At 60.4% G+C, this 20,883-nt stretch carries 20 protein-coding genes; 14 read left to right on the top strand and 6 right to left on the bottom strand.

Going from position 1 to position 20,883, the window contains the following annotated elements; genetic code table 11:
• The first annotated feature begins 86 nt into the window (after positions 1-86).
• The 7 genes from KOL70_RS09805 (at position 87) to KOL70_RS09775 (ending at position 7,372) form a co-directional block, all read left to right on the top strand.
• Entirely contained in the window at positions 87-1,109 is a 1,023-nt protein-coding gene (locus tag KOL70_RS09805; RefSeq protein WP_021506595.1) for a substrate-binding domain-containing protein, read from the top strand.
• On the top strand, positions 1,096-2,118 hold the full coding sequence (locus tag KOL70_RS09800) for an ABC transporter substrate-binding protein (protein ID WP_058781753.1): 1,023 nt from the start codon (positions 1,096-1,098) through the stop codon (positions 2,116-2,118). The genes KOL70_RS09805 and KOL70_RS09800 overlap by 14 nt, the downstream gene beginning before the upstream one ends.
• Positions 2,118-2,975: an ABC transporter permease gene (locus KOL70_RS09795; RefSeq protein WP_058781754.1), complete on the top strand. Its 858-nt coding sequence runs from the start codon at positions 2,118-2,120 to the stop codon at positions 2,973-2,975. The genes KOL70_RS09800 and KOL70_RS09795 overlap by 1 nt, the downstream gene beginning before the upstream one ends.
• Positions 2,972-3,784 (top strand): ABC transporter permease, encoded by an 813-nt coding sequence (locus KOL70_RS09790; RefSeq protein WP_058781755.1) that lies wholly within the window; start codon positions 2,972-2,974, stop codon positions 3,782-3,784. Before KOL70_RS09795 ends, KOL70_RS09790 begins: the two co-directional genes overlap by 4 nt.
• Positions 3,781-4,767 (top strand): ABC transporter ATP-binding protein, encoded by a 987-nt coding sequence (locus KOL70_RS09785; protein ID WP_058781756.1) that lies wholly within the window; start codon positions 3,781-3,783, stop codon positions 4,765-4,767. The genes KOL70_RS09790 and KOL70_RS09785 overlap by 4 nt, the downstream gene beginning before the upstream one ends.
• A gap of 24 nt (positions 4,768-4,791) precedes the next feature.
• The gene (locus tag KOL70_RS09780) at positions 4,792-5,610 is read left to right on the top strand and encodes a phosphodiesterase (protein ID WP_216864104.1); all 819 of its coding nucleotides are present in this window, start codon (positions 4,792-4,794) and stop codon (positions 5,608-5,610) included.
• 166 nt (positions 5,611-5,776) lie between these two features.
• The gene (locus KOL70_RS09775; protein WP_152390583.1) at positions 5,777-7,372 is read left to right on the top strand and encodes a sensor domain-containing diguanylate cyclase; all 1,596 of its coding nucleotides are present in this window, start codon (positions 5,777-5,779) and stop codon (positions 7,370-7,372) included.
• Between the two features lie 57 nt (positions 7,373-7,429).
• Here KOL70_RS09775 and bcp read toward each other — a convergent pair whose 3' ends face one another.
• Positions 7,430-7,897: a thioredoxin-dependent thiol peroxidase gene (gene bcp / locus KOL70_RS09770; protein ID WP_021506602.1), complete on the bottom strand. Its 468-nt coding sequence runs from the start codon at positions 7,895-7,897 to the stop codon at positions 7,430-7,432.
• Between the two features lie 142 nt (positions 7,898-8,039).
• Positions 8,040-8,606 (bottom strand): glycine cleavage system transcriptional repressor, encoded by a 567-nt coding sequence (locus tag KOL70_RS09765; protein ID WP_081049393.1) that lies wholly within the window; start codon positions 8,604-8,606, stop codon positions 8,040-8,042.
• Positions 8,607-8,749: 143 nt separating this feature from the next.
• Here KOL70_RS09765 and dapA point away from each other — a divergent pair, with 143 nt between their 5' ends.
• The 6 genes from dapA to ypfH all read left to right on the top strand — a co-directional run bounded on the left by dapA (position 8,750) and on the right by ypfH (position 15,347).
• Complete coding sequence (gene dapA / locus KOL70_RS09760) at positions 8,750-9,628, top strand: 4-hydroxy-tetrahydrodipicolinate synthase (protein WP_021506604.1); 879 nt, start codon at positions 8,750-8,752, stop codon at positions 9,626-9,628.
• A 14-nt stretch (positions 9,629-9,642) separates the two neighbouring features.
• Positions 9,643-10,674 carry an outer membrane protein assembly factor BamC gene (gene bamC / locus KOL70_RS09755; protein ID WP_021506605.1) on the top strand — a complete coding sequence of 344 codons (1,032 nt, stop codon included), beginning with the start codon at positions 9,643-9,645 and terminating at the stop codon, positions 10,672-10,674.
• A gap of 144 nt (positions 10,675-10,818) precedes the next feature.
• Positions 10,819-11,532 (top strand): phosphoribosylaminoimidazolesuccinocarboxamide synthase, encoded by a 714-nt coding sequence (purC, locus tag KOL70_RS09750; protein WP_031279423.1) that lies wholly within the window; start codon positions 10,819-10,821, stop codon positions 11,530-11,532.
• A gap of 206 nt (positions 11,533-11,738) precedes the next feature.
• Positions 11,739-12,602: a neutral zinc metallopeptidase gene (locus KOL70_RS09745; protein WP_021506607.1), complete on the top strand. Its 864-nt coding sequence runs from the start codon at positions 11,739-11,741 to the stop codon at positions 12,600-12,602.
• Positions 12,602-14,578: a tRNA(Met) cytidine acetyltransferase TmcA gene (locus KOL70_RS09740; RefSeq protein ID WP_215480585.1), complete on the top strand. Its 1,977-nt coding sequence runs from the start codon at positions 12,602-12,604 to the stop codon at positions 14,576-14,578. Before KOL70_RS09745 ends, KOL70_RS09740 begins: the two co-directional genes overlap by 1 nt.
• Positions 14,579-14,651: 73 nt before the next feature.
• Positions 14,652-15,347 carry an esterase gene (gene ypfH, locus KOL70_RS09735; protein WP_021508041.1) on the top strand — a complete coding sequence of 232 codons (696 nt, stop codon included), beginning with the start codon at positions 14,652-14,654 and terminating at the stop codon, positions 15,345-15,347.
• A gap of 67 nt (positions 15,348-15,414) precedes the next feature.
• Here ypfH and KOL70_RS09730 read toward each other — a convergent pair whose 3' ends face one another.
• Genes KOL70_RS09730 through KOL70_RS09720 form a run of 3 tightly spaced genes read right to left on the bottom strand, consistent with a single transcriptional unit; the run spans position 15,415 to position 17,124 of the window.
• Positions 15,415-15,603, bottom strand: a complete 189-nt coding sequence (locus KOL70_RS09730) for a YpfN family protein (protein WP_021508042.1) — start codon at positions 15,601-15,603, stop codon at positions 15,415-15,417.
• A 23-nt stretch (positions 15,604-15,626) separates the two neighbouring features.
• Positions 15,627-16,754, bottom strand: a complete 1,128-nt coding sequence (gene dapE, locus KOL70_RS09725) for a succinyl-diaminopimelate desuccinylase (protein ID WP_215480584.1) — start codon at positions 16,752-16,754, stop codon at positions 15,627-15,629.
• 1 nt (position 16,755) lies between these two features.
• A complete protein-coding gene (locus KOL70_RS09720; protein WP_021508043.1) occupies positions 16,756-17,124 on the bottom strand; it encodes an ArsC family reductase in 369 nt (122 codons plus the stop codon).
• Positions 17,125-17,446: 322 nt separating this feature from the next.
• Here KOL70_RS09720 and ypfM point away from each other — a divergent pair, with 322 nt between their 5' ends.
• Positions 17,447-17,578, top strand: a complete 132-nt coding sequence (ypfM, locus tag KOL70_RS23800; protein ID WP_369597198.1) for a protein YpfM — start codon at positions 17,447-17,449, stop codon at positions 17,576-17,578.
• A gap of 108 nt (positions 17,579-17,686) precedes the next feature.
• On the opposite strand, the gene acrD is transcribed toward ypfM, so the two are convergent.
• Positions 17,687-20,803, bottom strand: coding sequence for a multidrug efflux RND transporter permease AcrD (gene acrD / locus KOL70_RS09710; protein WP_215480583.1), 3,117 nt, complete (start codon positions 20,801-20,803; stop codon positions 17,687-17,689).
• Positions 20,804-20,883: the final 80 nt, after the last annotated feature.

Here is a 20,883-nt window from a genome sequence, read left to right as displayed (position 1 = left end):
TCATCCCTTCGCGATGTCACTGTCACAGTTCGCCGTTAGTTTAGGCGCCAATGAGATCGATCTCATCGGCACTTTACGAGGCGAACATGTCCGATTTACTCACGGTGGCAAAGCTGGCAGGCGTTTCACGCGCCACGGCCGCGCGCGCCTTTTCCGATCCCCATCTGCTGCGGCGCGACACGCTGGAGAGAGTGCTGGCGGCGTCGGAGCAGCTCGGCTTTCGTCCTAACCACATCGCGCGCCAGCTGCGCACGCAGCACTCCACCACCTTCGGCGTGCTGCTGCCCTCGCTGCTTAACCCGATCTTCTCCTGCCAGTTACAGGCGATGGAGCGCCAGGCGCGCGACGCCGGCTATGGCCTGCTGGTGGCCACCAGCGATTACCAGCCCGAGCGCGAAGCCGCCATCGTTGAACATATGCTGCGCCAGCGCGTGGCGGGCCTGGTCCTGACGGTGGCCGACGCGGATAACAGCGCGGTGCTCAGCACGCTGCAGGCGGCTGGCCTGCCGTTTGTGCTGGCGCATAACGTGCCGCAGCACAGCCACTGGCCGGCGGTGTGCGTGGATAACCGCCAGGCGATGCGCGAAGCCACCGCACAACTGCTGGCGCTTGGTCATCGCCGCATTGCCATGGTCGCCGGACCGATGCTGCAGTCAGACCGTGCACGCCTGCGCTATCAGGGCTATTGCGACGCCATGCAGCACGCGGGCCTGACGGCGCTGCCGGTGATTGAGATGGCCAGCCACACCCAATCCGACTTTACGCTGCTGGCCCCGATGCTCGGCGGTGCCACCCCGCTCAGCGCCGTGATCTGCACCAACGACCTGCTGGCCATCAGCCTGATTGGCGCGGCGGCGCGCGCGGGCGTGCCTGTGCCACAGCAGCTGGCGGTGATGGGCTTTGACGGGATTGCGATGGGGGCACAAATGGCCCCGTCGCTGGCCAGCGTAGCGCAGCCCGCCGAACGGCTCGGCGCCTGCGCCATCGATATGTTGTTGCATAACGTCAGCCGCGGCACCCGCGTGCTGCCACATCAGTTGCGGAGCGGTGAGAGTGTTGCTGCCCCCGCGTTTATTGCCACCACCAGGGAACCTCATGATGCTGCATAAAAAAGTAAAAATTTACGCCGGCGCCATCGCGCTCAGCGCCAGCGCGTTGTTTACCAGCCTGACGCAGGCGGCGGAAACCGCCATCTGTTACAACTGTCCGCCCGAGTGGGCCGACTGGGGCACTCAGCTCAAAGCGATTGCCAGAGACACCGGCATTCAGGTGCCGCAGGACAACAAAAACTCCGGCCAGGCGCTGGCGCAGCTGGTGGCGGAGCAGGGCAATCCGGTGGCCGACGTGGTCTATTACGGCGTCAGCTTCGGCATTCAGGCGGACAGCGCCGGCGTGGTCGCCAGTTACAAACCGGCGCACTGGGATGACATTCCTGCCGGCATGAAAGACAGCAACGGCAAATGGGTGGCGCTGCACTCGGGCACCATGGGCTTTATGGTCAACGTCGATGCGCTGGGCGGCGCGCCGGTGCCGCAATCCTGGGACGACCTGCTGAAGCCGGAATACAAAGGCATGATTGGTTATCTCGATCCGGCCAGCGCCTTTGTCGGTTACGTGGCGGCGGTGGCGGTCAACCAGGCGAAGGGCGGCAACATGCAGGACTTCACGCCGGCGCTGAACTGGTTCAAAAAGCTGCAGACGAATCAGCCTATCGTGCCTAAGCAGACCGCGTATGCGCGCCTGATTTCCGGCGAGATCCCGATTCTGCTCGACTATGACTTCAATGCTTACCGCGCCCGCTACAAAGATCACGCTAACGTCGCCTTTGTTATTCCCAAAGAGGGCACGGTAACGGTGCCGTACGTCATTAGCCTGGTGAAGAATGCACCGCACGCGGCGAACGGCAAAAAAGTGATCGACTATGTACTGTCAGACAAAGGGCAGGCCATCTGGGCCAGCGCGTTCCTGCGCCCGGTGCGCACCGGCGCCATGAGCGCAGAAGCGAAGAAATATTTCCTGCCGGACAGCGACTATGCGCGTGCGCAAACCGTTGACTATCAGCAGATGGCGGCAGCGCAGAAAGCCTTCTCGGCGCGCTATCTGAGTGAGATTCGCTGATGGCGATGACCGAGACCCTGGCGGCTTCGTGCCGCCGGACACCGCGCCTGGCCGGCAGCCGCTGGCTATGGCTGACGCTGCCGGCGCTGCTGTTCTTCTGCGCATTCTGGCTGCTGCCGTTTGTCCGTCTGCTGCAGATGGCAATGCAGGACGACCGCAGCACCCGGCACAGCGGCTACTGGACGGTACTGACCCAGCCGCACTACCTGCTCAGCCTGCTGAACACCGTGCTGCTGTCGCTCGCCGTCACGCTGGTGACGCTGGCCATCGCCGCGACAGTCGGCTGCTTTCTGGCACGCCAGCGCTTCAGCGGACGCAGCACGCTGCTGGCGCTGCTGACGTTTCCGCTGGCCTTTCCGGGCGTGGTGGTGGGATTTCTGGTGGTGATGCTGGCGGGCCGTCAGGGACTGCTGGCGCAAATCAGCCTGGCGCTGTTCCACGAGCGCTGGATGCTGGCCTATTCGTTTACCGGCCTGTTTATTGGCTATCTCTATTTTTCACTGCCGCGCGCCATCATCACGCTGGTGGCGGCGAGTGAAAAACTCGACCGTTCTCTCGAAGAGGCGGCGCGTTCGCTGGGCGCCAGTCAGTGGCGCATCACCTGGGATGTGATTGTGCCGGGACTGCAGCCGGCGCTGCTCTCCACCGGCGCGCTCTGTTTTGCTACCAGCATGGGTGCGTTCGGTACCGCGTTTACCCTGGGCACCGATCTGGCGGTGCTGCCGCTGACCATTTACGGCGAATTCACCAACTACGCCAATTTCGCCACCGCCGCCGCGCTGTCGGTGGTGATGGGCGGCGTCGCCTGGCTGGCACTGATGCTGGCGCGCCGACTGGCCCATCAGGAGGTGACATGAGACGTCGCGGACTGTTCAGCCTGCAACTGCTGGTCACCGTGCTCACCGCCCTGTTCATGATCGTGCCGGTGGTGCTGTCGATGCTGGCCGGCGTGACCAACAACTATTTTACCGGCCTGCGCAGCGGCCTGACGCTGAAGTGGGTGACCCAGGTGTGGCAGCTTTACGCCGACACCTTCTGGCTGTCGCTGCTGATTGCGCTGGCCTGCCTGCTGATCACGCTGCTGATCGGCGTGCCGGCAGCGTGGGGATTGCTAAAAGCGCCGCGGCGCTGGGCGGCGCGCATCGAAGAGTGCCTGATGCTGCCGGTCGCGCTGCCGGGCCTCGCCACCGCGCTGGGCATCATCCTGCTGTACGGCCAGTTCTCCGGCCTGCGCGATAGCTGGCTGTTCATTCTGATCGGTCACGTGCTGTTTACCTTGCCGTTTATGCTGCGCCCGGTGCTGGCGGTAATGCAGGCGGTGGAGATGCCGCGGCTGGAAGAGGCGGCAGCCAGTCTCGGTGCCAGCCTGTGGCAGCGCTTTTTTACCGTGGTGGTGCCCAACTGTCGCAACGGCATCCTCGCCGGAGCGTTTATGGTGATCACCCTGTCGGTGGGTGAGTTCAACATCACCTGGATGCTGCATACGCCGCTGACAAAGACGCTGCCGGTGGGGCTGGCAGACAGCTATGCCTCAATGCGACTGGAAATGGGATCGGCCTACACGCTGATCTTTATTCTGCTGATTCTGCCGCTGCTGCTGATGCTCAACGCGGTCAATCACTGGCTCAACCGTACGCTCACGCGTGCTAATAAGGAGGCGGCATGAACCCTGCGGCCGTAACCGTTACGCTGCGCCACTGTGCGCGGCACTTTAATCACCAGCTGGCGCTGCAGCCGCTCGATCTGACGGTGCAGCCTGGCGAAACCCTGGTGCTGCTCGGTCCGTCCGGCTGTGGCAAAACCACCACGCTGCGCATCATCAGTGGCCTGGAGCGCTGTGACGACGGCGGCGAAGTGTGGTTCGACGATCGTAACGTGACAGCGCTGCCGATTGAGAAACGCAACGTGGGCATGGTGTTCCAGAACTACGCGCTGTTTCCCCATCTCAACGTAGCGCAGAACGTCGCTTACGGCCTGAAAGTGCAGGGCGTGGGGCGCGCCGAACGCGACGCGCGCGTGCAGGAGATGCTGGCCCTGGTGGATCTCAGCGCGCTGGCGCAGCGCAGCATCGACAAGCTGTCGGGCGGTCAAAAGCAGCGCGTAGCGCTGGCTCGTGCGCTGGCGGCGCGTCCGAAGGTGCTGCTGTTTGATGAGCCGCTGGCGGCGCTGGATGCGCGCCTGCGCGACCGGCTGCGGCTGGAGATTGGCGCGCTGCTGAAACAGCTGGCGATCACCGCCGTCTACGTCACGCACGATCAGCAGGAAGCGATGGCGCTGGGCGATCGCATTGCGGTGATGGAGCAGGGACGTCTGGTGCAGATCGATACGCCGCAAAATATTTACCAGCGCCCGGCGTCACAGTTTGTCGCGGATTTTGTCGGCGCGATTAACTGTGTCGGGGTCGATGCGCGCGGTAATCCGCAGCATTTCTGCCGCCCGGAGGATGTGCTGCTGGCGGCGGACCAGCGCTACGCACGCCCTGGTTTTATCCTCGGCACCACCTTTCTCGGCGCAGCGCAGCGGCTGAGCATTGATATCGGGCTGGCGGCGCCGATCCAGGTTGATCGCCACGCGCGCGAAGCCTGGCATGCCGGCCAGCCGGTAAGCTGGACGCTGGCGCAGGATGCCGCGCTGCACTTTTCTGCCTGATAAGGAGCTGTTGTGACTGACGCAATGACGCTGATTGCGCAAATCAGCGATTTACACATCAAGGCCCATGGCCGTCTCTCCTATAAAAAAGTGGATACGCATGCTGCGCTGCTGCGGGTGATCGACACGCTGAATCAGCTGGTGCCGCGACCGGATACGGTGGTGATTACCGGCGACCTGGTGGATTTTGGCACTGCGGAAGAGTACCAGACGCTGCGCGAGGCGCTGCGCCATCTGCAGCTGCCGTTCCTGCTGATGCCGGGCAATCACGACGATCGCCAGCAACTGCGCGCCGCGTTTCCTGAGCATCATTACCTGCAGCACGGCGAAACGCTCAACTGGCAGATACGCGTGAATCATCTGCAGCTGCTGGCGCTCGACTCCAGCGTACCGCATCAGCCGTGGGGCTACGTCGATGACGCACAGCTGCAATGGCTGGCAGAGCAGCTGGCGCGTGAGCCTGATTTGCCGACGCTGGTGCTGCTGCATCATCCGCCGTTCCTGAGCGGCATTGGCCATATGGATCGGCAGCCGCTGCGCAATCCGGCGGCGCTGGCTGCCATCGTTGGTCAGCATCCCCAGGTGGAACGGGTGTTGAGCGGTCACCTGCACCGCTCGGTGCAGGCGCGTTTTGCCGGCACGCTGGCCTGCGTGGCGCCTGGTGTGTCGCATCAGGTGGCACTGGATTTGCGTGACCACGGTCCGGCGAGCTTTGTGCTGGAACCGCCCGGTTTTCTGCTGCATCGCTGGCAGCCGCAGCAGGGGATGACTACGCATCTGTGCGCGATCGGCGATTATCCAGGACCGTGGCCGTTTTACGATGCGCAGGGTTTAATTGATTAGCACCAGTAATAGCACAATAAAAAAGCGTTCCTGAGGGTCTGCGTCGTAGTCAATTTGGCTCAGAGGTGTACAATTGTCTGTTACCTCACCAGGGTAAACACCTCCAATTATAACAAGATAGTCAGGCACGCTAACTTATGAAGCTACTCACCAGGGCGGTTGCGCCATGTTAACGCGCATCCGGCCAAAAACTGATCTGCGCACGCTGATTGCGCTGCTGGCGATCACCAGTATCGTCATCACACTGGCTAATACGCTGTACGCCACCTGGCGCGTACAGCGCATGGTGCTGATCGAAAGCACCCTCGAAGCCAATCGCGCTTACGCCACCAAACTGGCGGCCACCACCGAAGTGTTTTTCCAGCTGGCGCAGTCGCAGCTGCACTACAGCGCCAATCAGCTGGGTAAAGATTTCGATAATCCCGAACTGCTGCAGCAGGAAGTGAACCGACTGCGCGAACAGACCAGCAGCTTCAACTCGGTGGCGATTGTCGACAGCAACGGCGTGATTAAAGCCATTTCGCCGGAATCGCTGATGCTGAAAGGCATGCAGCTCACCAGCCAGTCTTCGCGCGAAGCGCTGGCGCAGCGCCAGCCGATGGTCAGCCGGCCCACCATTTCTGCCACCAATAACCTGCTGGTGTTTGTTTCCTGGCCGGTGTGGAGCACCGATGGGCGCTATCTTGGCTACGTCGGCGGCACTATTTATCTGAAGAAAAAGAGCATTCTCAACGTGCTGCTCGGCGAGCAGTACTATCGTGACGGCACCCATGTTTACGTGCTGGATCGCGAAAACCGCGTGCTGTATCACCAGAACAATCAGCTGATTGGCAAAAACGTGCCGGGCATCGTCAGCGATCGTCAGCGCCAGGAGCACAGCAATGGCGAAGTTCAGCTGACGGAAGAGGGTACGGCGAAGCTGGCGGGCTACGCTGTGGTGCCCACCACCGGCTGGATGGTGGTGGCGCTCAAGCCGACAAACGTCACGCTGGCACCGCTCTCCGGGCTGCTGCTCCAGGTGCTGAAGAATTCGGTGCCGTTTGCGCTGCTGACACTGCTGGTGGCGGTGATTCTGGCCCGGCTGATTGCCTTGCCACTGTGGCAGCTGGCGCGCAAAGCCAGCCAGATGGATACCCAGGGCGTTTCCGGGGAAATTGGCGTGATCCGCGCCTGGTACTTTGAAGCGGCACAGGTGAAGCGCGCGCTGCTCACCGGTATTGGTCTGGTGCAGGATAAAATCGGCCGGCTTAAGTCAGAGGTGCAGAGCGATCCTATGACCAGCCTGCTCAATCGCCGCGGCCTGAGCGCGGTGCTCGACTATTTCGATACCATGCAGCAGCCGTTTGCCGTGCTGGCGCTGGATATTGACCATTTCAAACGGGTGAATGATAACTTCGGTCATGATGTTGGCGACGAGGTGATCAAACAGGTGGCGCGCACGCTGCGCCAGAGCGCGCGTCAAACCGACGTGGTGTGCCGGAACGGCGGCGAAGAGTTTCTGATGCTGCTACCCGCCACCGCCCCTGATGAAGCGCGGGTGATTGCGGAGCGCGTGCGCACCAGCATTGCCGGCGGCTGGATTGATCCGGTCGGGCAGATTACGATTTCGATTGGTATCGCCAGCTGGCAGCCGACGCACAGCAGTCAGGAGCAGATTCTGAAGCAGGCCGATGATGCGCTATATCAGGCGAAAAACGCCGGACGTAACTGCGTGGTGATTGCCGGGCAGGAAGCGCTGGCCAGCACGGTTTCGCGCTATTAATCGCGCAGCGTCACAGCAGGATAAAAAAACGGGTGCCTGGCGGGCACCCGTTGGTAATCAGGCTGATTTCAGGTAATCGAGCACGATATCGTGGTGGTTCGAGGTTTTAAAATCGTCGAACACCTTCTCCACTTTGCCATCGCCGCCAATCAGGAAGCTGATGCGGTGAATGCCGTCGTAGGTTTTCCCCATAAAGGTTTTCTCACCCCAGACGCCAAACTGCTCGCAAACCTGATGATCTTCATCCGACAAAAGGGTGAAGTTGAGTAGTTCTTTCTCGACAAAGCGAGACAGTTTTTCCGGCTTGTCGGTGCTGATGCCCAGCACTTCCACGCCCGCCTTCTTTAAATCATCCATGTTATCGCGCAGACCGCAGGCCTGCGTGGTGCAGCCCGGCGTCATGGCTTTCGGGTAGAAATAGACCAAAACGCGCTGTCCCTGGAAGTCGGCCAAATTTACTTGTTCGCCATCCTGATCGGGCAAGCTAAATTTCGGTGCGGTGTCACCGGCTTTCAGTGGATTCATCACAACTCTCCATTTTTTTCTTCATGCTGTGGGTAATACACCATCAGCGGCAAAAGCGCCAGGTGGAGTTTACCTCAGGGTTATTTCACTACACGGTATGCCGGCGCGGCAGAGTGTGTGGCGGAATAACCCGGAGCCTGATTCAGACGGCGCTGTGCGCGTCGTCGGTGACACTATAGAGGCGAATTGAACCTTGTGCATGCAGTTCTTCGCACAGCCGATGGAAAGCCTGCTCAAACGGTGCGCTGGCATGATTCGCCGGGCTGTGCGCGGTCATCTGAATATAGAGCACCGGCGGCTCGTCGTCCTGGGCGGGCGTAATGCGCGACACCAGCTCGGCGATGTTCATCTGATGTTTATCGAACAGATCGGTGAAGCGTTCGATGATATGCGGTGAGTCCGGCACTTCTACCTGTACCCAGACGGTAGCGGGCATCGGCGGCGTCACGCGCGCGTTGGTGCGCTTCATCACGATCAGCAGCTCCAGCTCGGCACCCTTCATCGGCAGGGTCGATTCAATCAGGGTAATGGCGTTCCAGCTGCCGGAGAGCAGCATAATAAAGGTAAACTCGTCGCCCAGCATCGCCAGGCGGCTGTCTTCAATATTGCAACCGCAGCTGCTGACGTGGCGGGTAATAGTATTGACGATACCCGGACGATCAACGCCCAGAGCGGTGATCACCAGATGGTGCGGCTGTGACTGCGGCAAAATGGCGTTTCCTGTACGTTCGCTAATAACCATAAGGTAAACATAAAAAAAACTGCTGACAAGCGCGGTAATGGCGTGGCTCGCTTGCTTTTCTTTCGGCGGAAAACGTAACATGAGGCACTTGTTTGTCGAGGGGATAGCCCATGTTCACCGGAAGTATTGTTGCGCTCATTACGCCTTTGAATGAAAAAGGTGATGTCTGCCGCGCAAGTCTGAAAAAACTGATTGATTATCATGTCGCCAGCGGTACGGCGGCGATTGTTTCTGTTGGCACCACCGGCGAATCCGCGACCCTCAGCCATGAAGAGCATGGCGATGTGGTGATGCAAACCCTGGAGCTGGCCGATGGCCGCATTCCCGTGATTGCCGGGACCGGCGCGAATGCTACCGCCGAAGGGATCTCTCTGACAAAACGCTTCACCGGCACCGGCGTGGTCGGCTGCCTCACCGTGACCCCCTACTACAACCGTCCGACGCAGGAAGGTCTGTACCAGCACTTCAAAGCGATCGCCGAAAGCACCGATCTGCCACAGATGCTGTATAACGTCCCGTCACGTACCGGCTGTGACATGCTGCCGGAAACCGTTGCCCGCCTGGCTGAAATCAAAAATATTATCGGAATCAAAGAGGCCACCGGGAACTTATCGCGTATTTCGCAGATCCAACAGCTGGTTGGAGATGAGTTCATTATTGTCAGCGGTGATGACGCGACAGCGCTGGACTCCATGCAACTGGGCGGCAAAGGCGTTATTTCGGTCACGGCTAACATTGCAGCACGTGAAATGGTTGAACTCTGTGCGCTGGCACAAGAGGGCAAATTTGCCGAAGCGCGTCGCCTGAATCAGCGTCTGATGCACCTGCACCAGACGCTTTTCTGTGAACCGAATCCTATCCCGGTGAAATGGGCCGCGAAACAGCTAGGATTAATCGCCGATGACACGCTGCGCTTGCCGATGACGCCGCTGACCGAAGCCGGTCAGGCGAAAACCGCGCAGGCGCTGATCCAGGCGGGTCTGCGATAATTTAGGGAGAATCAATGAGTTATTCAGTTAAGCGCTCGACGCTGGCAACCGTGGTGGGCCTCTCCACCCTGATGCTGCTAACAGCTTGTTCCAGCGATCAGCGTTATAAGCGCCAGGTCAGCGGTGATGAATCTTACCTGCAGGCGCCTGAACTGCATGATTTAAAAGCCCCGGCGGGCATGATTCTGCCGCTGCAGAATGGTGATTACGATGTGCCGCACAGCGTGGCGAAAGGCGCGCTGGGTAAAGAACTCGACATCCGTCCACCGGCGCAGCCGCTGGCGCTGATGAACGGCACCCGCGCGCAGTTCACCGGTAACACCGGCGTGCTGGCGGTTGACAGCAGCCGTGGCTCCATCTGGTCGCAGGTGGTGAACGTGGTGCAGTCGTACAAATTCCCGGTTGCCCAGCGTGATGATGCGGCGCAGCAGCTCACCACCGACTGGGTGCAGTGGAACCGTGCTGACGAAGATAACCAGTATCGCGGCCGTTACCAGATCAGCGTGCAGAACCAGGGCTATCAGCAGGTGCTGACCGTACGTCTGCTGGAACTGCAGCAGCAGGGCCAGACGGTTACCACGCCGGTCCAGGTTCAGCGCTATACCGGTCAGATGCTGAATGACATCAGCACCGGTCTGGATAAGATCGATACCGCCAGCCAGGATGCGGCTGCCGGACGTGCCAGCGGACAGATTGATGTCCAGAGCGGCGCGGACGACACCGGCCTGCCACTGCTGGTGCTGCGCTCACCGTTTAACGTCACCTGGCAGCGTCTGCCGGCGGCGCTGAAGCGTATGGGCATGGAAGTTACCGATGACAACCGCTCGCAGGGCAGTCTGAAAGTGACCTACAAGCAGCCGGGCAGCAGCGCGTTTGACGCCATCGGCGCGAAAGATCCGGAACTGCCAAACGGCGACTACAAGTTGCAGGTGGGCGATCTCGATAACCGCAGCAGCCTGCAGTTCATCGATCCGAAAGGACACGTACTCACCCAGGCGCAGAATGATGCGCTGGTGGCGGTCCTGCAGGGCGCACTGAACAAATAAATGCAATAAAGGCCGGAGATTCTCCGGCCTTTTTGTTTTGGTTTTGGCATAATAGCGCCCGGCGAGGTAAACGATTGCGTCAGGCAGTCATCGCGCGGTGAAACACCGCTGAACACGGGTTCTTTCATGTTTGGAGTTAACAAGATGCAAAAGCGAGCTGAGTTGTATCGCGGTAAAGCGAAAACCGTATACAGCACCGACAATCCGGATCTGCTGGTACTTGAATTCCGCAACGATACGTCAGCAGGAGACGGTGCACGAATCGAGCAGTTTGATCGTAAAGGCATGGTGAACAACAAGTTCAACCATTTCATCATGACCAAACTGCAGGAAGCGGGCATTCCGACCCAGATGGAAGCGCTGCTTTCTGATAACGAAGCGCTGGTGAAAAAGCTGGAGATGGTGCCGGTAGAGTGCGTGGTGCGCAACCGGGCGGCCGGATCGCTGGTGAAACGTCTGGGCGTGGAAGAGGGCATGCTGCTCAATCCACCGCTGTTTGATCTCTTCCTGAAAGATGACGCCAAACACGACCCGATGGTCAACGAATCGTACTGCGAAACCTTTGGCTGGGTGAGCAAAGCTAACCTGGCGCGCATGCAGGAACTGACCTTCAAAGCCAACGAAGTGCTGAGCAAACTGTTTGATGATGCCGGTCTGATTCTGGTGGACTTCAAGCTGGAGTTCGGTCTGTTCAAAGGTGAAGTGACGCTGGGCGACGAATTCTCGCCAGACGGCGCGCGTCTGTGGGACAAAGAGACCATGGACAAGATGGACAAAGACCGTTTCCGCCAGAGCCTCGGCGGCCTGATCGAAGCGTACGAAGAAGTGGCACACCGTCTGGGTGTCAAACTGGACTAAGCTTCTGCCGGTGTGCGTCACGGTATAACAGACGCAAACCTTTCAGCGCATGAAGGTCGCCCTGGCTGGCGGCCTTTTTTATTGTCTGTTTACGGCCTTCACGCTGCGCCCTGCACGCAATCTCGTTCCGCTGGCATCGCATTGCTGGTACTAACCTCTGCCGCCAACTAAAATCATGCAAAATTCATTGATAACAGGAGCAGGCCATGCGCTGGCAAGGGCGTCGTGAAAGCGACAATGTGGAAGATCGTCGCGGCGATTCGCCGGGTTTTAGTTCTGGCGGACGCCAGATTCGTCTGCCGCGCGGCAAGGGCGGCATTATTCTGCTGATTGTGGTCGCGGTCGCTGGCTATTACGGCTACGACCTCACCGCGCTGCTGGAAGGCGGCGCTCCGGTGTCGCAACAGCAGCAGCGTCAGGTCAATTCGGCGCAGGATAACGAGGCGGCCAAATTCACCTCGGTGATCCTCGCCACCACCGAAGATACCTGGGGCAAACTGTTCCAGCAGATGGGCAAACAATACGCGCCGCCAAAGCTGGTGATGTATCGCGGTGCGACGCGCACTAACTGCGGCACCGGCCAGTCGGCAATGGGGCCGTTCTACTGCCCGGCCGATCAAACGGTGTATATCGATCTCTCCTTCTATGACGACATGAAAACCAAACTCGGGGCCGGGGGGGATTTTGCCCAGGGTTACGTCATCGCCCACGAAGTGGGGCATCACGTGCAGAAACTGCTGGGTATCGAACCGAAAGTGCGCCAGATGCAGCAGGGCGCCACGCAGGCGCAGGTGAACCAGCTGTCGGTGAAGATGGAGCTGCAGGCGGACTGCTTTGCTGGCGTCTGGGGCCATTACATGCAGCAGGAGAACATTCTTGAGGTGGGCGATTTACAGGAAGCGCTGAACGCCGCCGAGGCGATTGGCGACGATCGTCTGCAGCAGCAAAGTCAGGGGCGCGTAGTGCCGGACAGCTTCACTCACGGCACTTCTCAGCAGCGCTACACCTGGTTCAAACGCGGTTTTGACAGCGGCAATCCGGGCCAGTGCAACACCTTCGCCAGTAACTGATGTTGCACGCTGAACTGACGGCGGCGATGCAGCAAGCCGGTATCCGCCGTCTGTGCGTGATTGCCGGTGAGGCCGGCTGGGCGCGCCAGGAGGCGGCCACATGGCAGGCCGCGCTGCCCGGTGACTGGTTAACGGTCAGCGACAGCGATGACTTCCCGCAGCGCGTCGCGCCTGCGGCGCTGCGTACCCTGCTGGGCCGGGAATTCCGGCATGCCATTTTTGATGCGCGCCACGGCTTTCACGCGGAAGCGTTCGCTGCGCTGGCCGGGACGCTGCGGGCCGGCAGCTGGCTGCTGTTACTGACGCCTGACTGGAACGCCTGGCCGGCGCAGCCCGATCGCGACAGCCTGCGCTGGGCCGATGTCGACCAGCCCATCGCCACGCCGCATTTCATCCACCATCTGCAACAGCATATCCTGCAGGATGCGCAGGTGATGCTGCTGCGTCAACACCAGACGCCACGCCTGCCGGCGGCGCAGCCCTTCGCGCCGTGGCAGTGTCGCGCCCCCGAGCAGCAGGCGCAGATTGTCCGCCAGCTGTGCGCCATGCCACCCGGTGTCGCGGTGAGCATCGCCCCGCGCGGTCGCGGCAAATCGGCGCTGGCGGGGATGCTGGCGCGCCAGACGCAAAGCGCGCTGGTGACGGCGCCAGCCAAAGCCGCGACGGAGGTGCTGGCGCAGTTCGCCGCTGAGCAGTTTAGATTTATGGCCCCGGATGCGATTCTCGCTCAGCCGCAGGAGGCTCAGCCGCTGGCAGAATGGCTGATTGTGGATGAGGCCGCGGCGATCCCCGCGCCGCTGTTACAGCAGCTGGTGCAGCGTTTTCCACGCGTTCTGCTGACCACCACGGTGCAGGGCTACGAAGGTACCGGGCGCGGTTTCATGCTGCGCTTTTGCGCCACGCTGCCGCAGGTGCGCTATTTCCAGCTGGATGAGCCGCTGCGCTGGTCGGCGCAGGATCCGCTGGAGCAGTGGCTGAGTGCGGCGCTGCTGTTTGCTGAGGCCGAAGCCTGCGACGCACCCGCGCAGACAGCGATTTTTGCCGCTACGCCCACGCAGCACGCCGACGCCTTACAGGCCGGCTATCGTCTGCTGGCGAGCGCCCACTATCGCACCTCGCCGCTCGATCTGCGACGTATGCTGGATGCGCCCGGCATGCATTTCTGGCTGGCCGGGCAGCCACAGCAGGTCACCGGCGCGCTGTGGCTGGTGGAAGAGGGCGGACTGGATGCTGCGCTGGCGCAGGCGGTATGGGCTGGCTTACGTCGTCCGCGCGGCAATCTGGTGGCGCAGTCATTGGCGGCACATGCCGGTTTTACTGAAGCGGCGACGTTACGTTCGCTGCGCATCAGCCGCATCGCCGTGCAGGCCGCGCAGCGCCAGCGCGGCATCGGTCGCGCGCTGGTGGCGACGGCGCGGCAGCAGGCGCAGGGCGCGGACTATCTGTCGGTGAGCTTTGGCTACACCGCAGCGCTGTGGCAGTTCTGGCGCGCCTGCGGCTTTACGCTGGTGCGTATCGGTTCACAGCGCGAAGCCAGCAGCGGTTGCTATGCGGCGATGGCGATTTGTGCGCTGACGCCTGCCGGTGAAGCCCTGCAGCAGCGCGCCGCGCAGCGTCTGGCGCGCGACTGGCCGTGGCTGCAAAAGCTGATCGCGGTGCCGCTGACCCTGTCGTCCACCGACCATCAATCTCTCAGCGCCGACGACTGGCCGCTGCTGGCCGCGTTTGCCTGGGCGCAGCGGCCGTTTGAAGCCAGCTATCCGGTGCTGCAGCGGCTGGCTGGTGTCGCATCGCCACCCTTGCTGTGTGCCATACTGCAACAAAAACAAACGCTGAGTGAAGCGGCACGGCTGGCCGGCGTGAGCGGGCGTAAAGCGCTGATGCTCAGGTTGCGCGCGGAGGCGGCTGACGCACTCACCACGCTGGATGCCGCCGCCGCGCAGCACTGGCAGCAGCGCCTCGGCACATTGCAATAAATCCATTATCTCATTCAAATTTTCCCAATATCACTTTGCCGTCAGCGGCGTATAGTGATTTGAGGAGGACGTTATGGCACTACGATATGTAATTGTTCAGCAACCAGATAACGCCGCGCAGCTGTTTTTGCTGTATCACGGCGTGAACGACAACCCCGATTCGATGGCGCAGATTGGCAGCTGGTTCGCGCAGGCGTTTCCGCAGGCGCAGGTGGTGTCGGTGGGCGCGCCTTATCCGGCCAGCGCGCCGCAGGGCCGCCAGTGGTATGCCGAGATACCGGAACACGACCGCTCGCAGCAGCAGGGCGTGGATGCGGTGATGCCGTCCTTTGTCGAGTCGGTGCGTCACTGGCAGCAGCAGAGCGGCGTGCGGCCGGAAGCCACCGCGCTGGTCGGTTTTTCGCAGGGCGGCACCATGGTGCTGGAAGGCGTAAAAGCCCAGCCGGATCTGGCGGGACGCGTGGTGGCCTTTAGCGGCCGCTACGTCACGCTGCCGGAGCAGGCCAGCACGCGCAACACTATCCACCTGATTCACGGCGATTATGACGAGCAGGTGCCGATGCAGCATGCGGAAGCGGCGATGCAGCGCTTAACCGCGCTGGGCGGCGATGTGACGCTGGATATCGTTGACGACCTGCCGCACGCAATTGATGAACGCAGCATGCAGCTGGCGCTGAACCACCTGCGCTATACCGTGCCGCGCCGCTATTTCGATGAGGCGCTGAGCGGGGCGAAGCCGGGCGACGACGATGTGGTGATGATGGTATGAGACCGGCGCGCCATAAAACAAAGGTCGCCGTGCAGGGCGACCTTGTACGCTAAACGATCGGCGGCGACTACTTCTTTTTCGGCCAGTCGTCGTCATCGTCCCACTTATCGTTGAAATCGCGATGCGGTGGCAGATCCGGTTTGTTATCCATATATTTTTTATGATCGATGCGCTTCAGGTCTTTATAGACGTTCATCAGCACGCCCACCATCAGCAGAATCACAATCACCCACCAGTACTCTTTTAACCATTCCATGAGGTTTCTCCTTCAAGGTGCCATCAGGCGATCAGCTGTTCCATAATGCGCTGATACATCCGGCTCAGCAGCTGCAAATCCGAGGCTTTCACGCACTCATTGATCTTATGAATAGTGGCATTCACCGGGCCGAGCTCCACCACCTGTGCGCCCATGCGGGCAATAAAGCGCCCGTCAGAGGTGCCGCCGGTGGTTAACAGCTGCGGCTTGATCTCATTATAGTGCGCCACGGCGTTGACGACCGCATCCACCAGCTTGCCGCGTGAAGTCAGGAATGGCTGACCGGACACATTCCACTCCAGCGTATAGCGCAGCTGGTGGCGATCGAGCAGCGCCGCCACGCGATCTTTGATCATCTGATCGGTCAGTTCGGTGCTGAAGCGGAAGTTAAACTGCACGAAAAACTCGCCGGGAATCACATTGTTACTGCCGGTGCCGGCCTGCACGTTGGCGATCTGCATGCTGGTGGGCGGGAAGAACTCATTGCCCTGATCCCATTTGGTCGCCACCAGCTCGTTGAGCGCTGGCATTGCACGATGTACCGGGTTATCAGCCAGATGCGGATAAGCCACGTGGCCCTGCACGCCGTGAATGGTCAGATTGGCGGTCATCGAGCCGCGACGACCATTCTTCACCACGTCGCCGACCACTTCGGTGCTCGACGGTTCACCGACGAGGCAGTAATCCATGCGTTCATTGCGCGCCATCAGGCGCTCAACCACTTTTACCGTACCGTTGACGGCGCTGGCTTCTTCATCGGAAGTGATGAGAAACGCCAGCCGGCCAGCATGATTGGGATGGGCAGCAACGAAGCGCTCGGCCGCCACCACCATCGCCGCCAGCGAGCCTTTCATGTCCGCGGCGCCACGGCCAAACAGCATGCCGTCGCGAATCGAAGGTTCAAACGGCGGGCTGATCCAGCGGTTGGCATCGCCCGGCGGCACCACATCGGTGTGCCCGGCAAAGGCCAGCGTTTCGCCCTGGCCGCGCGTGGCCCAGAAGTTAAGCGTATCGCCAATGTGCATCGGCTCGACGTGGAAACCAATCGCCTCCAGGCGCGCAATTAACATGGCCTGGCAACCGGCGTCATCCGGACTAAGCGAGGGGCGACGAATAAGCTGCTGAGCCAGCTCAATGACCGGACAGAACATGTTATGACTTCTCCTGGATAAAGGCGTGATAAACGGGTTCTTTGAAACCCACCAGCAATGTACCGTCTGGCGCCGCCAGCACCGGACGTTTGATCAGCGCCGGGTGCGCCAGCATCAGCGCTTTGGCGCTGGCCGCATCGCGGATGGCATCGCGTTCCGCTTCCGGCAACTGACGCCAGGTGGTGCCGCGCGTGTTCAGCAGCACGTCATACCCCAGCTGGTCGATAAAGGATTGCAGCAGCGCCGCATCCAGCCCGTCAGCGCGATAATCATGAAAATGAAAGTCGATGCCGGAAGTGCTCAAATAGTTGCGTGCTTTTTTTATGGTGTCGCAATTCTTAATTCCGTACATCACCCACTGCGCTGTCATCGCGTATTCCCGTCCTGTGTTAAATAAAGCGCGAGTTTACCATAGCGCGCCGTGGGCTGTGAGGTCAGACGCGCAGCAGCGCTGTTTTTCATCTCGCCGCGACGCCAATAAACGCCGCTAATCAGGGCCAGTAAACGCTTTCACTTACCTGCGAAATTGTCGCCTGCGGCATCATTAGCGATCTAAGAATTATCTTAGGCGGTAAAAACGGGCCTGGCGGATTAAGTCCGCGCTTTTATGAGTCGCATTAACAGGTTGCTGAAATGTGCGTCAGTCCGCAGTTTCGGCAAATTCAAGCTTTCTGCGGTAGTTGCCGATAGTGATGAGAGGTGGAAACGTATTCACCTGTAGAAAAAAACGGCGTAAAATCGCCACTACAAGAAGAGAGGGTTTTATGGTTGAACACGAACTGGGGAACTGGAAAGAATTTATCGAAGCGATGTTACGTAAGTAATTCGTGAAGAGAAAAGCAGGGCACTTCCCAACTTGCTGTTATTCTTACCGCATACATCAATAAAGCCGCCATTCATCATGGCGGCTTTTTATTTGCCCGGAGTTAGCCTCAGTCGTGCGGCTTTGCCCGCAGCGGGAAGCGGCGGCGCACCAGCACAAAGAACAGCGGCACAAAGAAGATCGCCAGCACCGTGGCGGAGATCATGCCGCCCATCACGCCCGTACCGACCGCATGCTGGCTGCCGGAACCGGCACCGCTGCTGATCGCCATCGGCAGCACGCCGAAAATAAAGGCCAGCGACGTCATCAGAATCGGCCGCAGGCGCTGCCGCGATGCCTCCAGCGTCGATTCCAGCAGCTCACGCCCTTTGCTGTTGATCTCATTGGCGAACTCGACGATCAGGATCGCATTCTTCGCCGACAGGCCAATCACCGTCAGCAGCCCGACCTGAAAGTAGACGTCATTCTCCAGTCCGCGCAGCCAGGTGGCGACCAGCGCGCCCACCACGCCCAGCGGCACCACCAGCATCACCGAGAACGGAATCGACCAGCTCTCGTACAGCGCCGCGAGGCACAGGAACACCACCAGCAGCGAAATCGCATACAGCGCCGGCGCCTGCGAGCCGGAGAGACGCTCCTGATAGGAGGCACCGGTCCACTGGAAGCCAACGCCGAGCGGCAGCTGCGCCACCAGTTTCTCCATCTCATCCATCGCCGTGCCGCTGCTGACGCCGTTAGCCGCCTCGCCGACAATCTCCAGCGACGAATAGCCGTTATAGCGTTCAAGACGCGGTGAACCGGTCTCCCAGTGGCTGGTGGCGAAAGCGGAGAACGGCACCATGCCGCCACTGTTGTTGCGCACATACCATTTGTTAATGTCGCCTGGCAGCATGCGGAATTCCGGTGCGGCCTGGACGTAGACCTTCTTCACGCGGCCGCGATCGAGAAAATCATTCACGTAGGTTGAGCCCCAGGCGGTGGTCAGGGTGTCGTTGATGGTATCCAGCGACACGCCGAGCGCCTGCGCTTTGCGCTGGTCGACATCAATCTGCAGCTGCGGGCTGTCGTCGAGCCCGTTGTGGCGCACGCGCGACAGCGCCGGATTGTTGTCGGCCAGCGCCAGCAGCCGATCGCGCATCGCCATCAGCTCGGTATGCCCGATGCCGCCGTGATCCTGCAACTCCATATCAAAGCCGGAGGAGCTGCCCATGCCGGTGATCGCCGGTGGACTGCTGGCGATGACGCGTGCCTCTTTGATCTTTTTGAAGGCTGCGGTGGCGCGATCGATGATGGCAAACGAGGTGCGATCGCGACCTGGCCGCTGCTCCCAGTCCTTCAGACGCACAAACAGGCGCGCCACGTTTTGTCCGTTACCGCCCGGACCGGCACCGATGGTGGAGAACACCGACAGCACATTGTCCTTTTCGGCAGTCAGGTAATAATCCTCAACCTTTGCCACCACCTGCGAGGTTTGCTGCAGCGTCGAGCCCGGCGGCAGTTGTACCTGAGTAAGAAATACGCCGCGATCTTCCAGCGGCAGGAAGGAGGTAGGCAGACGAATAAACAGGAATGCCATCACGCCGATAATCGCCAGGTAGAGCAGCAGCCAGCGGCCGCTCTTCAGCAGAATGCGCGCCACGCCGCGCTCGTAGCGTTCGGCGCTGGCATTGAAGTGACGGTTAAACCAGCCGAAAAAGCCGCGCCGGCCATGGTGCTGGCCCTGCGCCAGCGGTTTGAGCAGCGTGGAGCACAGCGCGGGCGTCAGAATCATCGCCACCAGCACCGACAGCACCATCGCCGAGACAATGGTGATGGAGAACTGGCGATAGATAGCGCCCACGGTGCCGCCAAAGAACGCCATCGGCACAAACACCGCGGACAGCACCAGCGCGATGCCCACCAGCGCACCCTGAATCTGCCCCATCGATTTACGCGTGGCGGCCCGCGGCGATAATCCCTCTTCGCTCATGATGCGCTCAACGTTTTCCACCACCACGATAGCATCATCCACCAGCAGCCCGATGGCCAGCACCATGGCGAACATGGTCAGGGTGTTAATACTGAAGCCGCAGGCGTACAGCACCGCAAAGGTACCGAGCAGCACCACCGGCACAGCAATGGTGGGGATCAACGTGGCGCGGAAGTTTTGCAGGAACAGGTACATCACCAGAAACACCAGCAGGATCGCTTCCAGCAGCGTTTTCACCACGTCCTTAATGGAGGCTTTGACGAACGGCGTGGTTTCAAACGCCACTTTGGCTTCCAGCCCGTGCGGGAAGTATTGCACCAGTTCGGCAATACGGGCGCGCACCAGCTTGTCGGTGTTCATCTCGTTAGCGCCGGAGGCCAGCTTGATGCCGAGACCGGAGGCCGGCTGGCCGTTATAGCGGCTCAGAAAGTCATACTTTTCGGCGCCCATGGCAATGGTGGCCACGTCGCCGAGCGTCACCACTGAACCGTCGGTGTTGGTTTTCAGCGTAATGGCGCGAAACTGCGCGGGCGTCTGTAGCATTGACTGGGCGTTAACCGTAGCGTTCAGCGCCTGTTTGTCCACCGACGGCAACCCGCCGACCTGGCCGACCGCCACCTGGGTGTTCTGCGATTCGATGGCGCTGACCACATCGTCGGTGGTTAGCGCGTAGTTAATCAGCTTGTTGGGATCGAGCCAGATGCGCATGGCGTATTGCGAGCCGTAGGCATCGACCTGGCCGACGCCGTCGATGCGGCTGAGCGGATCCTGAATGTTACTGGCAACGTAATCGGCAATATCCTGTTTATCCATGCTGCCGTCGGTGGAGACAAAGGCGATCATCAGAATGTTGCTGTCGCCGGTTTTGTTTACCGTGACGCCCTGCGACTGCACCGCCGCCGGCAGTTTGCGCAGCGCGCTCTGCAGCTGATTCTGTACCTGTTGCCGCGCTTCATCCGGGTTAGTGCCGGCGGTAAAGGTGAGGGTGATCTGCGCCTGGCCGGTGTTGCTGCTGTTCGAGGACATGTACATCAGGTTATCGATCCCCGTCATATTCTGCTCGATAACCTGGGTGACGGTGTTTTCCAGCGTCTGCGCGGATGCGCCGGGATAGTTGGCGGTGATGCGCACGTTAGGCGGCGCGAGATCCGGATACTGTTCCACCGGCAGCGAGATAATGGCCAGCGTGCCACACAGGCACAGCAAAATAGCCAGCACCCAGGCAAAAATGGGGCGGTCGATAAAAAAGTTCGACATGAAACCGACACTCCTCAGCTGCGTACTTTGTACTTGTTATTAGTAAAAGCGTGTCGCACGCTGCGCTTCACGCTGGCGGA

This window comes from Pantoea sp. B270, assembly GCF_018726825.1.
GTDB lineage: Bacteria > Pseudomonadota > Gammaproteobacteria > Enterobacterales > Enterobacteriaceae > Pantoea > Pantoea dispersa.
Note: the sequence above shows the minus strand (reverse complement) of the source record. Positions and strands in the feature narration are given on the sequence as shown.